An 18,475-nucleotide genomic window follows, 5' to 3' on the forward strand; every position below is an offset into this window, starting at 1 on the left:
GAAAACCTCCAAAGTCATTGATTTTGGAGGTTTTAGTTTTAATGAGAGGTTTTTTAATTAACCATGAGCTGCTACAGAAACGTCAGCCCATTCTTCCCAGGTAGCTAATTTTTGTTGGTAAACTTGTTTTGCAAGTGGCAAAGCTACTTTTCCTAAGAATAGGCGTAGAGGAGGATTTTCTGCTTCAACCAGTTTAACAATTGCAGGTACAGTAGCGCTTGCTTGTCCGAAAGTGTCGGGATCATGTCCTTCTGCTATTGCTTTTTTAAGCCCATCATAAGCATCAATACTTTTACTATTGAAACCGTTACCCCAAATGTCAGTAAAATAACCATTTGGCTCAACCAAAGTTACATTGATTCCAAATTGTTTTACTTCCTGAGATAATGTTTCTGTAAGACCTTCCACAGCAAATTTAGAGGCATTGTAAAGACCTAAATTAGGTAAAGTTGCGATTCCTAAAATAGAAGAAACTTGAATAATATGACCGTTTTTTTGATTTCTCATTATCGGTAAAACAGCCTGAGTTAACCAAAGAGTACCAAAGAAGTTTGTTTCAAATTGTGCTCTTGCTTCTGTTTCGCTGGCTTCTTCGACTGCACCATTTAAGGCATAACCAGCGTTATTAATCAGGATATCAATTGTACCAAAGTGTTGTTTTACTTTTTCTACAACTACAAAGGAATCTTCGCGTTTGTTTACGTCTAATGTTAAAGGCAAAATAGCGTCTCCGTATTGTGCTTTTAAGTCGGCTAGGGTATCAATATTTCGTGCTGTTGCAGCTACCTTGTATCCTTTTGCTAAAAATGCTTCTGCCCAGGCTTTTCCAAATCCTTTTGATGCGCCTGAAATTAAAATTGTTTTTGACATGATTTTAAATTATTAATTGTTAGTTGTGAATTATTAATGATATTTAATTTTGTAATTGATATTGTAATTAATTTTTGACACTGTAATTGTAATTTTAAGTGACCGTTCGGTCATTTTTAGGGTAAAAAAAATTAGAGTGTGTTTTGCTCTATAATTTTTTTTAATGTTTTGGCTATCACTTTCATCTTATCATTATCACCCGACATTCTAGAAATAAGGTGACCGCCTTCCATCATGGCAAACATAACAATGCCAAACTCTTCAGCATTCCACTCCGGTTTAAACTCTCCGTTGGCAATTCCTTTGTTAACACTATTAGCCAATAATTGTTGGTTATAATTGCAGCCTTTATTTATTTTTTCCTTTACAATAGGGTTAGTATCATCGGCCTCGGTACCAAAATTCAGTAACGGACAACCACCGGTAAGGGGAGGATTTATGGCATTACTAAAAAAATCGATATAAGTAAAAAGCTCCTCTTTGGCAGTTTTAGTTTTACTAATTTCTGATACCAGTTTATCACCCAATACTTTTATATTATGATCAACCGCCGCGCACGCCAGAACATCTTTATTTTCAAAATGCACGTACATGCTTCCTTTAGACAATTTGGTCGCTTCCATAATATCACTCATAGCCGTTGCTGCAATTCCTTTTGTATTAAAGATTGGAGCTGCTTTCTCTATGATGAATTGTCTGGTTTCTTCTCCCTTTGTCATGATAGTTTTCATTTTACGAGTACAAATATATGACCGATTGGTCATAAAAACAAACAAATTCGATTTTTTGTGATAAGTTTCACATTTGACTTAGTTTTAATAGTTGCCACAAGGCATTAAGGCGTAAATTATTTTTTCATTTCACGCAGATTTGGCAGATTGGGGCTGACTCGAAAAAGATTTTTAAATTAAATCAAAGCGAAAAAATAAAATCTGCACCATCAGCTTAAATCTTTTTTAAAGCTGCGTGAAACAAAAAACAACAATTTGTAATGAAATATTATTATTTATGTATTTAACTACGTAGTTTTGTGTTTTTGAATTCTAAAAACATGAAACCACAGATTATTCCCATAGAAAATAAATTCTCAAATGAAGTTGTAGATTTAATTTTAAACATTCAGCAAAAAGAATTTAATGTTGCCATCACAATCGAAGACCAACCGGATTTATTAAACATACAAAACTTCTATTACGCGAGTGGAGGACATTTCTGGGGTGCTTTTATTAATGATGAACTAGTAGGAACAATTGCTTTGGTAAAATTTAGCAATTCTGAAGCTGCGATCAGAAAAATGTTTGTAAAAAAAGAATTCCGTGGAAAAGAGTTTTCTATAGCCCAGAAATTATTAGACACTTTACTGCATTATTGCAACGAAAATCAAATTGATGATTTATATTTGGGAACCATAACAGTATTAGAAGCTGCTTTACGTTTTTATGAAAGAAATCATTTCGTACGAATCCATAAAGAATCGCTTCCGCAGACATTTCCTGTTATGAGTGCCGACAATGTATTTTGTCATTTAAAACTAAAAAAGTAACGATGAATATAATTGATGAATCAGGGATTTTAGCCATTTCGACGCGATTGCAAAGACTTAGTGAGCAGTTGCGAAAAGACGGTGCATTATTTTACAAATCATACGGAATCGACTTTGAACCCAAATGGTTTCCTGTTGTATATACTTTGCATCATAAGGAAGTTTTGGGCGTTGTAGAAATTGCAAACGAGATAGGCTATACACATCCTTCCACCATTAGTTTATTAAAAGAACTCGAAAAACAAAAGCTAATCCGATCCAAAAAAGACAAAGTAGATGAACGAAAAAGATTAATATCACTTACCCCAAAAGGACAGGAATTGATCCTGAAAATGAAACCCGTTTGGGATGTAATGTCAAGCGTTCTTAAAGAAATTGCCGACAATCAAAATAATCTGCTTCAGGCCATTAACGAGGCCGAAAACAAATTAATGCATCAGAGTTTTTTACAAAGAGCGATGCAGTTGAAAAGCAAAGAATAGGGGACAAAGGGTCAGAGAAACAAAGGCTCAAAGGTTTTTTCTATTGTCACCCTGAAGTCGATGGGCTTCCCAATTGGAATTTTTAATTTTACTTTTTGGAATTTACCTTTCCAATGTGTTTCCTATGTGCTATTCCCCAATTTATCATTTCGGTTATAATTGGGCCAAAAGATTGGCAATAAGGAGTGGATTCATAAAGAATAGGAACTTTTGCATCGCGATCTTCGGTTCTTTTTACAAGATTGTTCAGTTCCATATCTTTCAGTTCTTTCGATAGCATTCTTGACGTTATCCCCGGAATACTTTGCTGAATTTCTGTAAATCGATGGTTTCCATTACAGATTGAATTGATGATGGGCAATTTCCATTTTCCTCCCAAAACATACAAAGTATCCTGAAGCGCCTTAACTTCTTCTTTCTGATTTCTTTCCATAACAATTTTTAGACTAATATATAAAAACATTTTTTTTCACCATATCAGTGATATAAGAAATTATAAACACTTGCTTAATTAACGTTCCAAATTTAAATGAACTTATATAACTTATGTGGTGGAAAATACCAACATTTAGGTATACTCCATGATACCACTGAAAAAGCAATATGTTTTCCCATTTAAATTTGTACCACTAATTTAAAAACATAAAAAATGGACAATTTAAAAAATAAAGTAGCAATAATAACGGGAGGAAATAGCGGTATTGGCTACGCAACAGCCAAACAACTAAAAGAACAAGGCGCAACTGTAATTATTACCGGAAGAAGAAAAGAAGCAATTGAAAAAGCAGCTTCAGATTTGGGAGTAACAGCAATTGTTGCCGATCAATCCAGTATTTCTGAGATAGAAAATCTGGCTTCAAAAGTAAAAGAAGATTTTGGACAAGTTGATATTCTCTTCATCAATGCGGGAATTGCCGGATTAGGAAACATAGAACAAGCCACAGAAACATTATTCGATAGCATCATAGACGTCAACTTCAAAGGAGCATATTTCACCTTGAGCAGATTTATTCCAATGCTAAGAGACGGAGCATCTGTTGTATTTCTTTCTTCGAATACTGCTAGTATGCCGGGCCCTGGATCATCGATTTATTCTTCGAGTAAAACAGCTTTGAATTCGGTTATGAGATCTGCGGCAGTGGAATTGGCACCAAGAAAAATCAGAGTAAATTCCGTAAGTCCCGGTCCAACAGAAACCGAAGTGATGAACAAAGTAGGTTTGGATACAACTACCGTTAAATCTATTATGGACGTGGTGATAGAAAAGGTTCCGCTAAAACAAATGGGAGCATCGGAAGATGTTGCCAAAATGGTCGCTTACCTAAGTAGCGACGCTGCTAAATTCATTACCGGAGCCGATTTTATTATGGATGGTGGGATGGTTTTAGCTTAAGGTTCTTATGAGAAACAAAGGAAAAGGCCCAGAGGGATAAAGGTTTTTTTAAAGTTAGTAAGATTTTAAGTCTCTAGGTTTTTTATTTATTCTCATTGCTGGGAAAGTCTTTGGCTCCCCCAAATTGGAATTTGGAATTTATTACTAAGTTTAGGGACTGGAATTTAGTCTTTATTAGGAGCTATTTCCCTCACATCAGGGTTAGGCACTGATTTCCATAAGAAATATCGAAGTTCAAAAAACTTTATCCCTTTGAATCTTAAAAGAATCCTAGCAGCTATAAAAAAACCTTTTGTACCTTTGCCACTCTGAACCTTTGAACCTTTTCCATGGAATACAAAGAAATCCTCCAACAACACATCTCCAAAACCGCTTCGTTAACAGATGATCAATTCGATTATTTCTTTTCGCATTTTAAACCATTATCATTCAAGAAAGGGCAAACAATTATTAGTGCCGGTGACAAAGTCGATTGTGAATATTTTGTAATTTCAGGTTGTTTAAAAGCATTTTTCATCAATGACGAAATCAAGATGTACATCCTGCAATTTGCCATGGCCACTTGGTGGACATCAGATTATACAGCTTTATACAATCAAACCCCTGCAACCATAAATGTAGATTGCATCTCTGATGTCGAATTGCTTTGCCTTTCCAACAGCGACCGCGAAAAATTGTGCAATGAATTTCATCAAATCGAACATTTTTTCCGTTGGAGAACCAACAAAGGATATATCGCTTCCCAAAAGCGACTTTTGTCTTTCATGAATAACAATGTTAAAACCCGTTACGAAGAACTTCTGGCATTATATCCACAACTTTACAATTTAGTTCCCAAACACTTAATTGCAGCCTATCTGGGAGTTTCAAGAGAAACCCTAAGTAGATTATACAATTCATAAAGTTTTTTAGTCACAGATTTACAGGATTAAAATGATTTTTTAATTTGAAGTTTCCGCGTAGTTTATCATCTCGATGAAGGAAAGATAACATTACATACCCCACAATCATAATCGCCAATATTTTTAGAGCTACTTGCGGATAGCCCTCGTTGCTCGAGATGACAAAATGTGAATAAAGCGATTTGCGTGAAACAAAAACTTTGAGCCTCTGGTCCATTGTGTGATTAAAAGATCCGCATTAAATAAAAAACCTTTGCGACTTCGGACCTTTGCGAGATTAAAAAAGAATCACGATAAAAAAAATCTGTTTAAATCTCATAAAACCTGCGTGAAACGAAAACTTTGAACCTTTGTTCCTTTGCACGTTAAAAAAAGATTGTGATCTACATCACGTAACCAATTTCCATACTCAGCGTTCCTTTGTACTGTACTTTTAAATACAATAAAAATGGAAACAACAAATTTTAATATCGTAAGTGCAAAAAGCAACATCGATTGGACTGGTAGAAAAGTTACCGGTGCACATAATGGTACAATTGGTATCAAAGAAGGTCATTTTATTTTGAATGACGGAAAAATAAATGGTGGAAATATTGTCATCAATACCGCCTCAATAAAAATTCTGGATGTTACAGATCCCGATACAAATGCACAATTTGCAGGACATTTGGCATCAGATGATTTTTTCTCGATCGAAAAATTCCCAACGGCAACATTTGACATTCTTTCGGTAAAAGAAATTTCAAATGGTAAATATTATCTTGAAGGGAATCTTACTATAAAAGACATCACACACCTTACAGGTTTTGAAACCGAAGTAGAAAGCACTAACAATGCACTTTCATTGACAGGTAAATTGGTTATTGATCGTACCAAATACGATATCAAATTCCGTTCAGGAAACTTCTTCAAAGATTTAGGCGATACATTAATCTACAACGACTTTGATTTAGATTTTACTATCATAGCCGAAGTATCTAAAAACTAAAACCATGCCTTACGTAAAAATCGAATTGACCCGCGAGGGCGTTACCCGCGAGCAAAAACAAGAATTAATCAGCGGCATCACAAATTTAATTACTGATGTATTAAACAAAGATCCGCATTTAACCCATGTTGTCATTCAGGAAATCGAACTCGACGATTGGGGTTACGCAGGAGATCAGGTATCTGTATTAAGAGAAAAAGGCATTACAGCCGATAAAAAATAAATATCATGAAAAAACAAACGATAATCGTTACCGGAGCAGCATCCGGAATTGGAAAAGGAATCGCTAAATACTTTTTGGACAGAGGCGATAATGTTGTGATCAATTCGCTAACACCATCAGCATTAGAAAGTGCTTACAACGAATTTGGAGCAGGACACAATCTGGCAATGTTTGCCGGAGATGTGAGCAAGAAACAAACCGGAGAAGAATTGGTAAAAATTGCTTTAGAAAAATTTGGTTCTGTAGATGTATTGGTTAACAATGCCGGAATATTCGACAGTAAACCATTTTTGGAAGTAGATGAAGCGTATTTGGATAAATTCCTGACCACAAATCTAAAAGGAACTTACTTCACTACACAATCTGTTATTCCGCAAATGCTGAAACAGCAAGATGGCGTTGTAATCAATATAGGAACTCCTTTAGTAAATCACGGTTTGGGCGGATGGCCAGCTTCGGCTCCCGTATCAAGTAAAGGCGCTATTCATGCCCTGACGATTCAGTTAGCAGCCGAATTTGGAAAACAAAATATTCGTATCAATACCGTTGCTCCGGGAGTTATTCGTACGCCAATGCACGGAGATAAATCAGATCAAAGTGCCGGATTGCATCTTTTAAACAGAGTAGGAGAAGTCGATGACGTAGCCGAAATGGTGTATACGGTTGCCAAAAGCAGTTTTATTACCGGTTCAATCATCAATGTTGATGGCGGTAAAGGAGCTGGACACAACTTATAATTAAATGAAAACTATTTTATTAATTGCTTTTATGCTCTGTACTTTGCAGGGCATAAAAGCTCAAAATAACATTAAAATGGAAAATCAGGCCGACGTATCAGCGATTACTGATGCATTAGAAAATTATTATTTTAAAGGAATTTACGAAGGAGACGAAAGACGTTTAGGAAGTATCTTTCATGAAAGTGCTTTACTTTTTGGAGATATAAAAGGACAACCTTATTTTAAAACGGTAGATCTTTATTTAAGTGGCGTAAAAAGCAGACAAAGTCCTAAAGATTCCGGAAAACCTTTCAAAGGAGAAATCTTGAATATTAATGTAGTAAATTCAATTGCTACAGCCGAAATTAATGTTAAAATGTACGACTTTAATTATCGGGATTTTTTATCTTTCCATAAGATTAACGGAAAATGGCTTATCGTCAATAAAATGCTGACCGATACAAGCGAATAACTTTAAACAAGATAGCAATGTGGTACAATACAAAAGCTACAGCATTATTAGGGATTGATTACCCGATAATGCAGGGACCATTTGGCGGAAACCTGTCAACGGTAGAATTGACTGCCGCGGTATCAAATGCCGGCGGACTTGGCGGATACGGAGCTTATACAATGTCTCCTCAGGAAATATTTGATGTAAACAAACAATTAAAAGCAGCAACCAATAAACCGTATAATATCAATCTCTGGGTTTCAGATCATGATATTCCGCAATCTGGTTTATCAGACGAACAATACAAGAAAACAACAGCATTATTTAAACCTTATTTTGATGAAGTTGGGATTCCGTTACCGGAAAAACCGGCTCCGTTTCAATCCAGGTTTGAGAATCAGTTGGAGGTAATTTTGGATATTAAACCAAAAGTTTTCAGTTTTATGTTTGGAGCACTTTCTGCCGATGTTTTGGAACAATGCAAAAGATCAGGAATTACAACCGTTGGCGCGGCAACGACTTTAGACGAAGCTGTTTTTCTTGAAAGTACCGGCGTAGATATGATTATCGCCTCGGGTTTTGAAGCGGGCGGACACCGGCCTTCGTTTTTGGCTTCCGCCGAATCATCGCTAACAGGAACTTTTGTTTTACTACAACTCATTCGCGAAAAAGTAAAAACTCCAATAATTGCTGCCGGAGGAATTGCAAACGGAAAAGGCGTCGCTGCAGCTTTAGCCTTAGGAGCAAGTGCCGCGCAGATAGGAACTGCGTTTCTGGCGTGTGATGAATCGAATGCATTACCTATTCATAGAGAAATGTTGTTTTCTGATGCAGCAAAATACACGACTTTATCCCGTGCTTACACAGGACGTTTGGGCCGCGGATTAACCAGCAGAATTGCCAGGGAAATTTCAGGCAAAGAACAAGATGTACTGCCGTTTCCGTTGCAGACGACACTAATATCGCCATTACGAAAAGCAGCGCTTGATCAGCAAAAATGGGATATGATCTTATTTTGGGGTGGACAAATTTCCCCAATTCTAAAACATACCAAAGCCAAAGAATTAATGCACGCTCTTATAGAAGAAACGAACACTTATTTTGATGATTTGAAAGGATAATCTAATTTAATAGCTATTGACGAAAGCCTGATTGTAGAGATTGGGCTTTTTTTATGCCCTTTTTTTTTAAACACATAGAAACATAGAATTTTAAAACGTTGAAAAGGCGTTTCACTTTGAATATTACCGCATAGGTGAACTATGTTTAAAAATCTTGATTTTTTAAACTACCTCAATTAAGATCATAAAACCTATGTTTCTATGTGTTTAAATTAATCGCCAATCTGTGCAGAGTCCCTAGTGTGATTCTTTGTTCCTCAGGATGACAAACTTTGTGATAAACATTCTTATGAAAATCATTGCCCTAGCCTCGATAGAAGTGAAAATCCTTTTGTTCGGGGGTTCGGAATAAAAAATTGTAACGTATTGCTTCGCCAATTTGCACTTTCAGACTCGGGTGCGGGATTAGCTCCTGAAAAGAATAACAATAGTACCATAAAATTTTCAACTTCTGCAATGTCCGCTTCGGGATCTACTTCGTCCGTTTAGACTATTTACTGATTTTAAATCGCTAGTTATCGAGATACTTTTGACAAAGAAATTAATCACAATAACAAAATTTATAATCAAAATGGAAACAATTCTAAAAAACAAAAACAGCTTTCTGACTGCCATTGCAACAGGAACATTTATGTTGATCGCAGCAACAGGATACCCACAAAAAAATCAGGCAAAAGCAACTAATGAAGCCGAGGCAATTCGTCCGTATCACATTAGTATTTCGAAAGAAGCCTTAACAGATCTTCGTACTCGTGTAAACGCTACAAGATGGCCGGATAAAGAAACCGTTACTGACCAATCACAAGGAGTTAAATTACAACAAATTCAGGGTCTTGTAAAATATTGGGGAACTACTTATGACTGGCGCAAAACAGAAGCGAAACTAAATGCATTGCCTCAATTTGTAACCAATATCGATGGATTAGATATTCAGTTCATTCACATTAAATCGAAACATAAAAATGCTTTACCATTGGTAATTACACATGGTTGGCCGGGATCTTTCTTCGAACTTTTAAAAGTAATTGGTCCCTTAACAGATCCTACTGCTTATGGAGGAAAAGCCGAAGATGCTTTTGATCTTGTAATTCCGTCAATGCCGGGTTATGGTTTCTCAGAAAAACCAAAAGGAACAGGTTGGGGACCTGAAAAAATTGGAAATGCGTGGGATGTTTTAATGAAACGTCTGGGGTATAAAACTTATGTATCTCAAGGCGGCGATTGGGGTTCTGTAATTGCAGATGCTATGGCGCGTCAGGCTCCATATGGATTATTGGGAATTCACGTAAACATGCCTGCAACAGTTCCCGCTGATATTGCCAAAGCTTTAAAAGACGGAGATCCAGCTCCTGAAGGACTATCGGCTAAAGAAAAAGCTGCTTTTCTATCTCTTAATAAGTTATATACAAGAGGTGGTGGTTATGCCGGAATGATGGTGACACGCCCTCAGACTTTAGGTTACGGACTTACAGATTCTCCGGTTGGATTGGCATCTTTTTTCCTGGATAAATTCAACGAATGGACGTATAGTGGTGGAAACGCAGAAAAATCACTTACAAAAGATGAAATGCTGGATGATATCACTTTGTATTGGTTAACAAATACGGCAAACTCATCGGCACAATTGTATTGGGAAAATAATACCAACAACTTTAATGCAGTTGAACAAAAAACAAACGATATAAAAATTCCGGTTGCAGTAACTGTTTTCCCAGGAGAAATTTACCAAGCGCCTAAAAGCTGGACAGAGAAAAGTTATAAAAACCTGATTTATTTTAATGAAGTATCAAAAGGAGGTCACTTTGCTTCTTGGGAAGAACCACAGCTTTTTACAGAAGAACTTCGCGCAGCGTTTAAATCTTTGAGAAAATAAGCAATAGTAGAATATATCTAACAGGTTTCAGGACTTTGACAAAGAGTTAGATAGAATTATTAAGATTAAAATAATTTTAGTTCACGCAGATTAGACAGATTGAAGCAGATTTAATTTTAGATTTTTATTAAAATTAATCTGCGGTTATCCGCTTAAATCTTTTTAAATCTGCGTGAAATAATATTTAACACGTAATTAAAAACAAACAAAATGAAAATTAATAAAATATACGCATTGATGATCGTAGGTCTTATTGCATTATTCACTCCATCAAATGCTCAGGCACAACAAAGTGGTGTAAAAAGAACCGATTTACAAAAACACGATCTAAGTATTCCGGGAAAAGAAACGGTTCAGGCCCGAATTGATTTTGATGCTCATACCTCGTTTGGAAAACACGCACATCCGGGAGAAGAAATTATTTATGTATTAGAAGGTTCGCTGGAATATCAAATTGAGGATGAAAAGCCAATAACCTTAAAAGCAGGAGAAGTACTTTTTATTCCGGCAGGAAAATTTCACTCGGCAAACAACCATACCAATGCCAAAGCTTCTGAACTGGCCACCTATATTGTCGAGAAAGGGAAACCTATTATGATCATGAAAAAATAAGAAAACTCAGGTTTTGGTTTGTCCGTTTCAGCTTTTACTTCGTCCGTTTCAACTGTTTTCTAATTGTACAAGGATTGTTATCAGAATACTTTTGACGAAGAAATTAACTAATAATCAAAATATTAAAAAATAATAATCATGAAAACAGCACAAAATAACACAAGTAGTTTCGCCAATAGAATAGCTTCTAAAATGCTTTTAATAGCAGCTTTATTTTTTACAATGACATTTGTAAACGCGCAATCAGAAAAACAAACAACGGCAAGTTCTCTTGGAACTTTAAAACAAATTAATGCCGGATTATTGAACGTAGGGTATACCGAAGCAGGACCTTCTAAAGGAACTCCGGTAATTTTGCTTCACGGATGGCCTTATGACATTCACAGTTATAATGAAGTGGTACCTATTTTAGTTGCAAAAGGATACAGAGTGCTTACGCCTTATTTAAGAGGATCGGGAACAACCACTTTTATTTCTAAAGATACTTTTAGAAACGGGCAGCAGGCAGCTTTGGCAAGTGATATTATTGCTTTTATGGATGCGCTAAAAATTGATAAAGCCATTATTGGCGGATTTGATTGGGGAGCAAGAACAGCAGTGGTGATGGCAGCACTTTGGCCGGAACGTTTAAACGGATTGGTTTCTGTAAGTGGTTACCTTGTTGTAAATCTGGAAGCGAACTTAAAACCTTTACCACCTCAAGCCGAATTAGGATGGTGGTACCAATATTATTTTGCTACCGAAAGAGGGAAACTCGGCTACAGCCAAAACACTTATGAGTTTAATAAACTGATCTGGAAAATAGCTTCTCCGTTATGGAATTCCGACAAAGCAACTTATGACCAAACGGCTCAATCTTTTAATAATCCGGATCACGTATCAATTGTTATTCATAATTACCGATGGAGACAATCTCTGGAATCTGGAGAATCTAAATATGATAATTTAGAAAATAGATTGGCGACAAGACCAGCAATTAAAGTTCCGACAATTACTATAGGAAGCGATTTCGACGGTGCTAATATAGACGGAAAAGCCTACGCCAATAAATTCAGCGGTAAATACGAACACAGAATTCTAAAAGGAATTGGGCACAATGTTCCGCAGGAAGACCCAAAAGCATTTGCTCAGGCGATAATGGATGTTGATAAGCTTAGGTAAATTCCAAATTTTTAAAATTCCAAATTCCAATAACAATATCATCAATAGAAAAATAATCTAAAATCTTAATTCAAAAATCTAAAATTCAAAAACATGGAAACAAAAGTATTATACACAGGAAAAACACGCACAACAGGTGGACGTGAAGGAGCATCTCAAAGTTCAGATGATCAATTGAATATCAAATTAAGTTCACCAGGAACATCACGTCCGGGAACAAATCCGGAGCAGCTTTTTGCAGCGGGATGGTCGGCTTGTTTTATTGGAGCAATGGGAATCGCAGCTTCGAAATTAGGCACTAAAGTTCCGGCAGAAACTGTTGTAGACACCGAAGTAGATTTATGTGTTACAGAAGGGGAATATTCTTTGCAAGCGCGACTTAATGTAAGTCTTCCGGGAATAGATCCTGAAACCGCAAAAGAACTTACAGCAATGGCTCACCAAACGTGTCCGTATTCTAAAGCTACAAGAGGAAACATTGATGTGACAATCAATATCATATAATCACTCAAACAGAAACCTCTTCGACAGAAGAGGTTTTTTTGTTATTAATTCATAAAACAGAAATCATGAAAAAAATAAAATTAATACCCGTTTTTATCACTTTAATACTTCTTATTGGAATGACTTCTACTGCACAAAATGCTACAGATAAAAAACAACAGCAAGGTTTTGCTCTTTTAGAATTGTTTACATCCGAAGGTTGCTCGAGTTGCCCTCCGGCGGATGAGTTGATGGGGAAAATTCAGAACGAATACAAGGACAGCAATTTATACGTTCTTGCTTATCACGTTGATTATTGGAACAAACAAGGCTGGAAAGATATTTTTAGCAATCCTGATTATACCCAAAAACAATACGAGTATGCTAAATTTTTGGGAAAAGAACCAATTTATACGCCACAATTAATCATTAACGGAAAAGCAGATTATATTGGTTCGCAGGAAACGGTTGTGAGAAACGGCATAAAAACAGCATTATCTAAACCCGCAATTGCTGATCTGACATTAAAGGCAAGCGAAATCAACAGTAATCTTTCTGTAAATTATACTGTTGAAGGAGCATCAAAAAACAGTCGTTTATTGATTACCATTGTTCAAAAATCTGCCAAAAGCAATGTAAAAAGAGGGGAGAATGCGCATCGTATTTTATCGCACTATCAAATCGTACATAATTTGCATACCGTAAATCTTAGCAAAGACAGGTCCGGAATTGCTATTATTCATTTGCCTAAAGACTTTAATACAAAAGACTGGGAAGTAATTGGTTTTGTTCAGGACAGGAACGACGGAATCATATTAGGTGCCAATAAAGCAGCTTTTCAGGAACCTTTATTATAAAGAACAATAAAATCGCTAAGGATGATTTTTGTTTTTAATTAATTGATTTTTAGTAATTTAGTAATGGTAAATTAACCATTTAAAAATAAAAATATGAAAGTAACGTATTACGGCCATTCTTGCTTTTCGGTCGAAGTAGTAGGCAAAAACTTGTTGTTTGATCCTTTTATTTCAGGAAACGAATTGGCAAAAGATATTGATATAAGTGCCATTAAGGCAGATTATATCTTTGTTTCTCACGGACATTTTGATCATATGCTCGATGTTGAAGTCATCGCAAATCGTACCGGAGCAATTGTATTTGGCAGTTGGGAATTGTATCATTATTTTGGTAAACTAGGACTTAAAAACCTACAGCCTATAAATCCGGGGGGTAAAGGAACTTTTGAATTTGGAACCGTAAAAGCGTTTATTTCGCAACATTCAAGCAGCTTTCCTGACGGTGCCTACGCAGGATCTGCTAGCGGATTTGCCTTTAAAACATCCGAAGGGAATTTTTACTACAGCGGCGATACAGCGCTTACATTAGACATGAGTCTGGTTGCGAAATGGATTGATTTAGATTTTGCCGTTTTCCCTGTAGGAGATCTATTGACAATGGGAATCGACGATGCCATTGAAGCTGCTGAGCTTGTAAAATCCAAAAAAGTGATCGGTGTTCATTATGATACTTTCGGATTCATAAAAATGGATAAAAACAGCGCAATCGAAGAATTTAAAAATGCGGGTTTGATTTTGTATTTGCCTGATATTGGCGAAACAATAAATATATAAGGTTTTAGGTAATATTTTAAAAACGAGCCGGGAGATTTCTTCCGGTTTTGTTTTATAAAAGCAGATTTAATTTCGCGCAAAGTTGCAGAGGCGCAAAGAAAAATAAGTTAAGAATAAAACTTTGCGCCTCTGCAACTTTGCGCGGTTATTTTGCACAATACAATTCAAACATCTTTGCTTGTCCAAAAATAAAATACATAAACGTCTTCAAATTGTGACTTGTCCAATTCAGGTTTTAAGTTGTCCGGTTGACCTTTTTTTGACTTCTTGTTTCAAGGGATACGATATAAATTTGTTTAAAATTAAAATACTTTTTAACTCTTAAACACTATAATTATGAAACTAATATTCTCTTTTTTTTTCGTTGCTTTTTTCTTTTTTTCTGTTAAATCTAACGCCCAAAACTATTCTAGTAATAGTTTAAATAAGGATAAACATTTTCAAAATAATCAAATGCTTGAAGGATTTATATTTACTAAATCTATCACGAATGAGAATGACAGTATTTCAATGCTAAATAAATTTTCGAAAGATCTCCGTTCGGAATTGTACAGCCAAAAGTGGCATACTATTTTAAACGAAAATAATCGTGGTTCTGTCAATAATCTTGCAATGATCAAAGTAATAGATAAAGACAAAATAAATGTATTTGGGAATACTTTGATGGGATTTACTGAGAAAAAAATAGTTTTTGATGAACCGGCTTTATTTAGTGATACCGTATTGGTTTACAGTTTTTAAGGTTTGTTAATATGCACATTTATAATTTCGATTTCTTACCTTTTTCAAAGGATTAGAATCCATTTTCAGCATTTATAATCGTCATTTTTGTCATTCCGAACAGGACATGAGCGATAGCGAACTGGCAAGGCAATCTCCACCAGAAGATCGACAAAGATTTGACTTTCGTTGCGGAGTTACTTGCAAAGATTTCTCCTTCGTCGAAATGACAAAAATAGGCTGACCAACAGTAAACTTAATGTTTTATTAAAGATTTAAACGCGACAAAATATTAATTATATGAAAATAAAATCAGATACTTTGGATGTGTCATCTAAAGTTTTTAATTAATATAAAAAAATATAGTTTTCTAAAGAATGAAGTCACTATTTTTCGATATAAAAAACTTCTAAAAAATTCTATCTTTACCAAAGCAAGATTAAAAACAAACACAAAATATGGAAAAAGTAAAACGCTTTGAGGTTTCCTCTAAAGTCATTTGGGGAAGTTCTATAGCACTCGCGATTCTTGCTTCTATACCCAAATTATTTGATGGTGATTCCACTCCTGGAGACATCATTATAAACTCTTCGATTACGTTGTTGTTTTCGGTTTTTATATGGTATTATAACATGTATAGTTTGCCTAAATTTTCTTCGCAACGCACCCATCAAAGTTTATTCAACTGGAAACTTTTACTGAGTGTTGTCATGGGTATTGTAGTCATGGTGATTTTGGTAATCGGGCATCAGGAACTTTTTCAAATATCAAAAATGGATGCTCCAATCATGTTCGAATTACGAGGCGTTTTGATCAATTTGATTGTCTATATGTTTCTGCATTTACTATTTCAAAATTATCAAACCCAGCAAATGGGCGTAGAACTCGAACGTACCAAAGCCGTTAATCTGGGCGCACAATACGAACTTTTAAAACAACAGGTCAATCCGCATTTTTTGTTTAATAGTCTGAATACCTTAAAATCGATGGTGGATATTCAGGATCCGCAGAGTTCCGATTTTATCCTGAAATTATCCGATTTTTATCGTTTTACACTTGAAAGCAGAAAGCTGGATTTGATTCCCTTACGGGAAGAACTTCAGATTCTGGATTCGTATGTTTATCTTTTAAAAGCGCGTTTCGAGGACGGATTTGTTCTGGAAAATGAAGTCGATCAAAGACAATATGATTCGGCTGTTCCGCCTTTTACGTTGCAATTATTAATCGAAAACTGCATCAAACACAATGTGGTTTCATTAGATAAACCTTTACACATTAAATTATATACCGAAGGAGATTTTCTGGTGATCGAAAATCAGATTCAGCTTAAAAGAGGCGTATTGTCTACCGGAGTTGGATTGGACAATATCAATCAGCGCTTTTCGCATTTGATTCACAAGGAAATTGAAATCGAGAAAAACGAAACTATTTTTAAAGTAAAAATCCCCATGACCTATGACTATCATAATAATTGAAGATGAAGTAAAAACGGCCAAAGCACTTGGTCAGCTTATTTTGAGTATCCGGCCAGATGCCCAAATTTTGTCGTATATACAAAGCATAGACGGCGCGGTGAGTTATTTGTTAGAGAATGATCAGCCTGACCTTATTTTTATGGATATTCAACTGGCCGATGGTTTATGTTTTGAAATTTTTAAAAATGTAGAGGTTTTATCGCCTGTAATTTTCTGTACGGCGTTTGATGATTACGCGATTGAAGCATTCAAATCAAACGGAATTGATTATGTACTAAAACCATTCTCGAGAGAAAGCATTGCTCAGGCGATTAAAAAAGCCGGTGAGTTGAAGAATTTCTTTCAAAGAAATAAAAAAGCAATGCCTGATTTCGAGTATTTATTAACGAGAACAGGCGAGAATAAAGGAAAAAGCAGTTTTTTGGTTTTTAAGAATAACAAATACCAAACAATTCTAACAGAGAATATTGCGTTTTTTTATATCAAAAACGAAACGCCAACGATTATGACTTTCGATAAAGCCGAGTATCAGATCGCACAATCTCTTGATGAAGTGCATAAGCTTTTATCGCCAACGCAATTCTTTAGAACAAACAGACAATATCTGGTCAATTTTTCGGCCATTAGAGAAGCAGAGCATTATTTTTCACGTAAGCTAATCCTCAAATTGACCATCCCAACAGAAGAAAAACTATTGGTGGGTAAAGACAAAGCAACTGCATTTTTGAATTGGTTAGAGAATAGATAGTTTATTATTTAAAATGCACAGATTGCACAGATTAAAATGATTATTTTTTTGAAATCAGTTTGATTTTAAATTTAAAGATTAAAAAGATTAATCCTTAAAATCATTCTAATCTGTGGTATAAAAAATTAAATAGAAATCTTTAATCCCTTTAATCTGTGGAAAAAAAAACTGATTATTAATTCTTTAAAAATAATAATCAGTGAATATCCGTTTAAATCCTTGCAATCCACGGGCAATCCTTATTTCAGATTAACTTTCGCTGTAGCGGAAATTTTTCCAGTCGAAGTATTTTGAATAAAAGCGATTAATTCCCAGTCTTTGGTGTTGAAATTTGCAGGTTTTTCAATTGAAACATTTCCTTCTTTTTCATTTAAATCAAAACCTTTAAGCTGCCTCACAATCTGAACGTGATGCAAAGTATCTCCTTTATTTTCGCCAAGTGCTACTTTCGAAATGGCTTCTTTTTGAATTGTAGCAATAAACAAATTGCTGTTTTGTTGAATCTCATTTGTTTTAAAATGAATGTTTATCGAATCTTTATCATCGGTTTTTGCAGGAAGTTCCAGACTTGAAGTTTGTTGCATTGCCAAAGCATCAGAAATCTTTTTAGAAAGCGTTGTTTCATTATAACCCGCAAATTCTGTAGTTCCGTTGATGATAAATTGTGGCGTATACATCACATAAAGATTCAGCCATTTTTGATACTCTTGCTGACGAATGGTAAATTCGTTTGAACTGAATTGATCTTTCCAGCCCAAACGATCCCAATAATCAACGTGATACGCCAGGAAATAAATGTTTTTGTCTTTGTTTTCGGTTTGCAATCTCGCCATCAATTCATCAGCAGGAGGACAGCTGGAGCAACCTTCGGAAGTAAAGAGTTCTACAACCGCGAATCCGTTATTATTATTATTATTATTATTATTATTATTATTATTATTTATTTCGATTTTCTCTGCTTTTAATTTTCCGGATAGTTCTTCGTAGCTATCCGGAAACATGAAGCAGTTGAGAGAAAAGAGAACGGAAAGCGCAATGAGGGCGCTTATAAAAAGTGTATTTTTCATTGTTTTTATT

The 18,475-nt window shown here is 35.4% G+C and carries 22 protein-coding genes; 18 read left to right on the plus strand and 4 right to left on the minus strand.

Annotation, left to right across the window (positions count from 1 at the left end):
* Positions 1-57: 57 nt before the first annotated feature.
* Together GIY83_RS06485 and GIY83_RS06490 are read right to left on the minus strand one after the other, a co-directional pair.
* Positions 58-870, minus strand: coding sequence for an SDR family NAD(P)-dependent oxidoreductase (locus GIY83_RS06485; RefSeq protein ID WP_194616120.1), 813 nt, complete (start codon positions 868-870; stop codon positions 58-60).
* Between the two features lie 131 nt (positions 871-1,001).
* Positions 1,002-1,589 (minus strand): TetR/AcrR family transcriptional regulator, encoded by a 588-nt coding sequence (locus GIY83_RS06490; RefSeq protein ID WP_208685858.1) that lies wholly within the window; start codon positions 1,587-1,589, stop codon positions 1,002-1,004.
* A 332-nt stretch (positions 1,590-1,921) separates the two neighbouring features.
* Here GIY83_RS06490 and GIY83_RS06495 point away from each other — a divergent pair, with 332 nt between their 5' ends.
* Complete coding sequence (locus GIY83_RS06495; protein ID WP_194616118.1) at positions 1,922-2,413, plus strand: GNAT family N-acetyltransferase; 492 nt, start codon at positions 1,922-1,924, stop codon at positions 2,411-2,413.
* 2 nt (positions 2,414-2,415) lie between these two features.
* Positions 2,416-2,895, plus strand: coding sequence for a MarR family winged helix-turn-helix transcriptional regulator (locus GIY83_RS06500; RefSeq protein ID WP_194616117.1), 480 nt, complete (start codon positions 2,416-2,418; stop codon positions 2,893-2,895).
* Positions 2,896-2,983: 88 nt separating this feature from the next.
* On the opposite strand, the gene GIY83_RS06505 is transcribed toward GIY83_RS06500, so the two are convergent.
* Positions 2,984-3,328 (minus strand): helix-turn-helix domain-containing protein, encoded by a 345-nt coding sequence (locus GIY83_RS06505; protein WP_194616116.1) that lies wholly within the window; start codon positions 3,326-3,328, stop codon positions 2,984-2,986.
* Between the two features lie 216 nt (positions 3,329-3,544).
* Here GIY83_RS06505 and GIY83_RS06510 point away from each other — a divergent pair, with 216 nt between their 5' ends.
* The 16 genes from GIY83_RS06510 (at position 3,545) to GIY83_RS06585 (ending at position 17,398) form a co-directional block, all read left to right on the plus strand.
* Entirely contained in the window at positions 3,545-4,288 is a 744-nt protein-coding gene (locus tag GIY83_RS06510; protein WP_208685860.1) for an SDR family oxidoreductase, read from the plus strand.
* 329 nt (positions 4,289-4,617) lie between these two features.
* Entirely contained in the window at positions 4,618-5,190 is a 573-nt protein-coding gene (locus tag GIY83_RS06515) for a Crp/Fnr family transcriptional regulator (protein ID WP_194616114.1), read from the plus strand.
* 448 nt (positions 5,191-5,638) lie between these two features.
* Entirely contained in the window at positions 5,639-6,178 is a 540-nt protein-coding gene (locus GIY83_RS06520; protein ID WP_194616113.1) for a YceI family protein, read from the plus strand.
* Positions 6,179-6,182: 4 nt separating this feature from the next.
* Positions 6,183-6,401: a 4-oxalocrotonate tautomerase family protein gene (locus GIY83_RS06525; RefSeq protein ID WP_055095205.1), complete on the plus strand. Its 219-nt coding sequence runs from the start codon at positions 6,183-6,185 to the stop codon at positions 6,399-6,401.
* A gap of 5 nt (positions 6,402-6,406) precedes the next feature.
* Positions 6,407-7,138, plus strand: a complete 732-nt coding sequence (locus GIY83_RS06530) for an SDR family NAD(P)-dependent oxidoreductase (RefSeq protein WP_194616112.1) — start codon at positions 6,407-6,409, stop codon at positions 7,136-7,138.
* A 4-nt stretch (positions 7,139-7,142) separates the two neighbouring features.
* Positions 7,143-7,592, plus strand: a complete 450-nt coding sequence (locus tag GIY83_RS06535) for a nuclear transport factor 2 family protein (protein WP_194616111.1) — start codon at positions 7,143-7,145, stop codon at positions 7,590-7,592.
* 17 nt (positions 7,593-7,609) lie between these two features.
* Positions 7,610-8,695, plus strand: coding sequence for a nitronate monooxygenase family protein (locus GIY83_RS06540; protein ID WP_194616110.1), 1,086 nt, complete (start codon positions 7,610-7,612; stop codon positions 8,693-8,695).
* A gap of 571 nt (positions 8,696-9,266) precedes the next feature.
* The gene (locus GIY83_RS06545; RefSeq protein WP_194616109.1) at positions 9,267-10,568 is read left to right on the plus strand and encodes an epoxide hydrolase family protein; all 1,302 of its coding nucleotides are present in this window, start codon (positions 9,267-9,269) and stop codon (positions 10,566-10,568) included.
* 210 nt (positions 10,569-10,778) lie between these two features.
* A complete protein-coding gene (locus GIY83_RS06550) occupies positions 10,779-11,180 on the plus strand; it encodes a cupin domain-containing protein (protein WP_194616108.1) in 402 nt (133 codons plus the stop codon).
* A gap of 138 nt (positions 11,181-11,318) precedes the next feature.
* Complete coding sequence (locus GIY83_RS06555) at positions 11,319-12,341, plus strand: alpha/beta fold hydrolase (protein ID WP_229029235.1); 1,023 nt, start codon at positions 11,319-11,321, stop codon at positions 12,339-12,341.
* A 93-nt stretch (positions 12,342-12,434) separates the two neighbouring features.
* On the plus strand, positions 12,435-12,845 hold the full coding sequence (locus GIY83_RS06560) for an organic hydroperoxide resistance protein (protein WP_194616107.1): 411 nt from the start codon (positions 12,435-12,437) through the stop codon (positions 12,843-12,845).
* Between the two features lie 65 nt (positions 12,846-12,910).
* Complete coding sequence (locus tag GIY83_RS06565) at positions 12,911-13,681, plus strand: thioredoxin family protein (protein ID WP_208685862.1); 771 nt, start codon at positions 12,911-12,913, stop codon at positions 13,679-13,681.
* Positions 13,682-13,774: 93 nt separating this feature from the next.
* Positions 13,775-14,455, plus strand: a complete 681-nt coding sequence (locus tag GIY83_RS06570) for a metal-dependent hydrolase (RefSeq protein ID WP_208685864.1) — start codon at positions 13,775-13,777, stop codon at positions 14,453-14,455.
* Positions 14,456-14,791: 336 nt separating this feature from the next.
* A complete protein-coding gene (locus GIY83_RS06575) occupies positions 14,792-15,196 on the plus strand; it encodes a hypothetical protein (protein WP_208685866.1) in 405 nt (134 codons plus the stop codon).
* A 437-nt stretch (positions 15,197-15,633) separates the two neighbouring features.
* A complete protein-coding gene (locus tag GIY83_RS06580) occupies positions 15,634-16,650 on the plus strand; it encodes a sensor histidine kinase (RefSeq protein ID WP_208685868.1) in 1,017 nt (338 codons plus the stop codon).
* Positions 16,631-17,398, plus strand: a complete 768-nt coding sequence (locus tag GIY83_RS06585) for a LytTR family DNA-binding domain-containing protein (protein WP_194616102.1) — start codon at positions 16,631-16,633, stop codon at positions 17,396-17,398. Before GIY83_RS06580 ends, GIY83_RS06585 begins: the two co-directional genes overlap by 20 nt.
* A 239-nt stretch (positions 17,399-17,637) precedes the next feature.
* On the opposite strand, the gene GIY83_RS06590 is transcribed toward GIY83_RS06585, so the two are convergent.
* Positions 17,638-18,465 (minus strand): thioredoxin family protein, encoded by an 828-nt coding sequence (locus GIY83_RS06590; RefSeq protein ID WP_194616101.1) that lies wholly within the window; start codon positions 18,463-18,465, stop codon positions 17,638-17,640.
* Positions 18,466-18,475: the final 10 nt, after the last annotated feature.

It is taken from the genome of Flavobacterium sp. SLB02 (assembly GCF_009664855.1).
Classification (GTDB): Bacteria; Bacteroidota; Bacteroidia; order Flavobacteriales; family Flavobacteriaceae; genus Flavobacterium.

Bases quoted from the DNA above. Each gene is read 5' to 3' on its own strand.
- GIY83_RS06485 (WP_194616120.1), bottom strand. From the start codon at position 870: ATGTCAAAAACAATTTTAATTTCAGGCGCATCAAAAGGATTTGGAAAA.
- GIY83_RS06490 (WP_208685858.1), bottom strand. From the start codon at position 1,589: ATGACAAAGGGAGAAGAAACCAGACAATTCATCATAGAGAAAGCAGCT.
- GIY83_RS06495 (WP_194616118.1), top strand. From the start codon at position 1,922: ATGAAACCACAGATTATTCCCATAGAAAATAAATTCTCAAATGAAGTT.
- GIY83_RS06500 (WP_194616117.1), top strand. From the start codon at position 2,416: ATGAATATAATTGATGAATCAGGGATTTTAGCCATTTCGACGCGATTG.
- GIY83_RS06505 (WP_194616116.1), bottom strand. From the start codon at position 3,328: ATGGAAAGAAATCAGAAAGAAGAAGTTAAGGCGCTTCAGGATACTTTG.
- GIY83_RS06510 (WP_208685860.1), top strand. From the start codon at position 3,545: ATGGACAATTTAAAAAATAAAGTAGCAATAATAACGGGAGGAAATAGC.
- GIY83_RS06515 (WP_194616114.1), top strand. From the start codon at position 4,618: ATGGAATACAAAGAAATCCTCCAACAACACATCTCCAAAACCGCTTCG.
- GIY83_RS06520 (WP_194616113.1), top strand. From the start codon at position 5,639: ATGGAAACAACAAATTTTAATATCGTAAGTGCAAAAAGCAACATCGAT.
- GIY83_RS06525 (WP_055095205.1), top strand. From the start codon at position 6,183: ATGCCTTACGTAAAAATCGAATTGACCCGCGAGGGCGTTACCCGCGAG.
- GIY83_RS06530 (WP_194616112.1), top strand. From the start codon at position 6,407: ATGAAAAAACAAACGATAATCGTTACCGGAGCAGCATCCGGAATTGGA.
- GIY83_RS06535 (WP_194616111.1), top strand. From the start codon at position 7,143: ATGAAAACTATTTTATTAATTGCTTTTATGCTCTGTACTTTGCAGGGC.
- GIY83_RS06540 (WP_194616110.1), top strand. From the start codon at position 7,610: ATGTGGTACAATACAAAAGCTACAGCATTATTAGGGATTGATTACCCG.
- GIY83_RS06545 (WP_194616109.1), top strand. From the start codon at position 9,267: ATGGAAACAATTCTAAAAAACAAAAACAGCTTTCTGACTGCCATTGCA.
- GIY83_RS06550 (WP_194616108.1), top strand. From the start codon at position 10,779: ATGAAAATTAATAAAATATACGCATTGATGATCGTAGGTCTTATTGCA.
- GIY83_RS06555 (WP_229029235.1), top strand. From the start codon at position 11,319: ATGAAAACAGCACAAAATAACACAAGTAGTTTCGCCAATAGAATAGCT.
- GIY83_RS06560 (WP_194616107.1), top strand. From the start codon at position 12,435: ATGGAAACAAAAGTATTATACACAGGAAAAACACGCACAACAGGTGGA.
- GIY83_RS06565 (WP_208685862.1), top strand. From the start codon at position 12,911: ATGAAAAAAATAAAATTAATACCCGTTTTTATCACTTTAATACTTCTT.
- GIY83_RS06570 (WP_208685864.1), top strand. From the start codon at position 13,775: ATGAAAGTAACGTATTACGGCCATTCTTGCTTTTCGGTCGAAGTAGTA.
- GIY83_RS06575 (WP_208685866.1), top strand. From the start codon at position 14,792: ATGAAACTAATATTCTCTTTTTTTTTCGTTGCTTTTTTCTTTTTTTCT.
- GIY83_RS06580 (WP_208685868.1), top strand. From the start codon at position 15,634: ATGGAAAAAGTAAAACGCTTTGAGGTTTCCTCTAAAGTCATTTGGGGA.
- GIY83_RS06585 (WP_194616102.1), top strand. From the start codon at position 16,631: ATGACTATCATAATAATTGAAGATGAAGTAAAAACGGCCAAAGCACTT.
- GIY83_RS06590 (WP_194616101.1), bottom strand. From the start codon at position 18,465: ATGAAAAATACACTTTTTATAAGCGCCCTCATTGCGCTTTCCGTTCTC.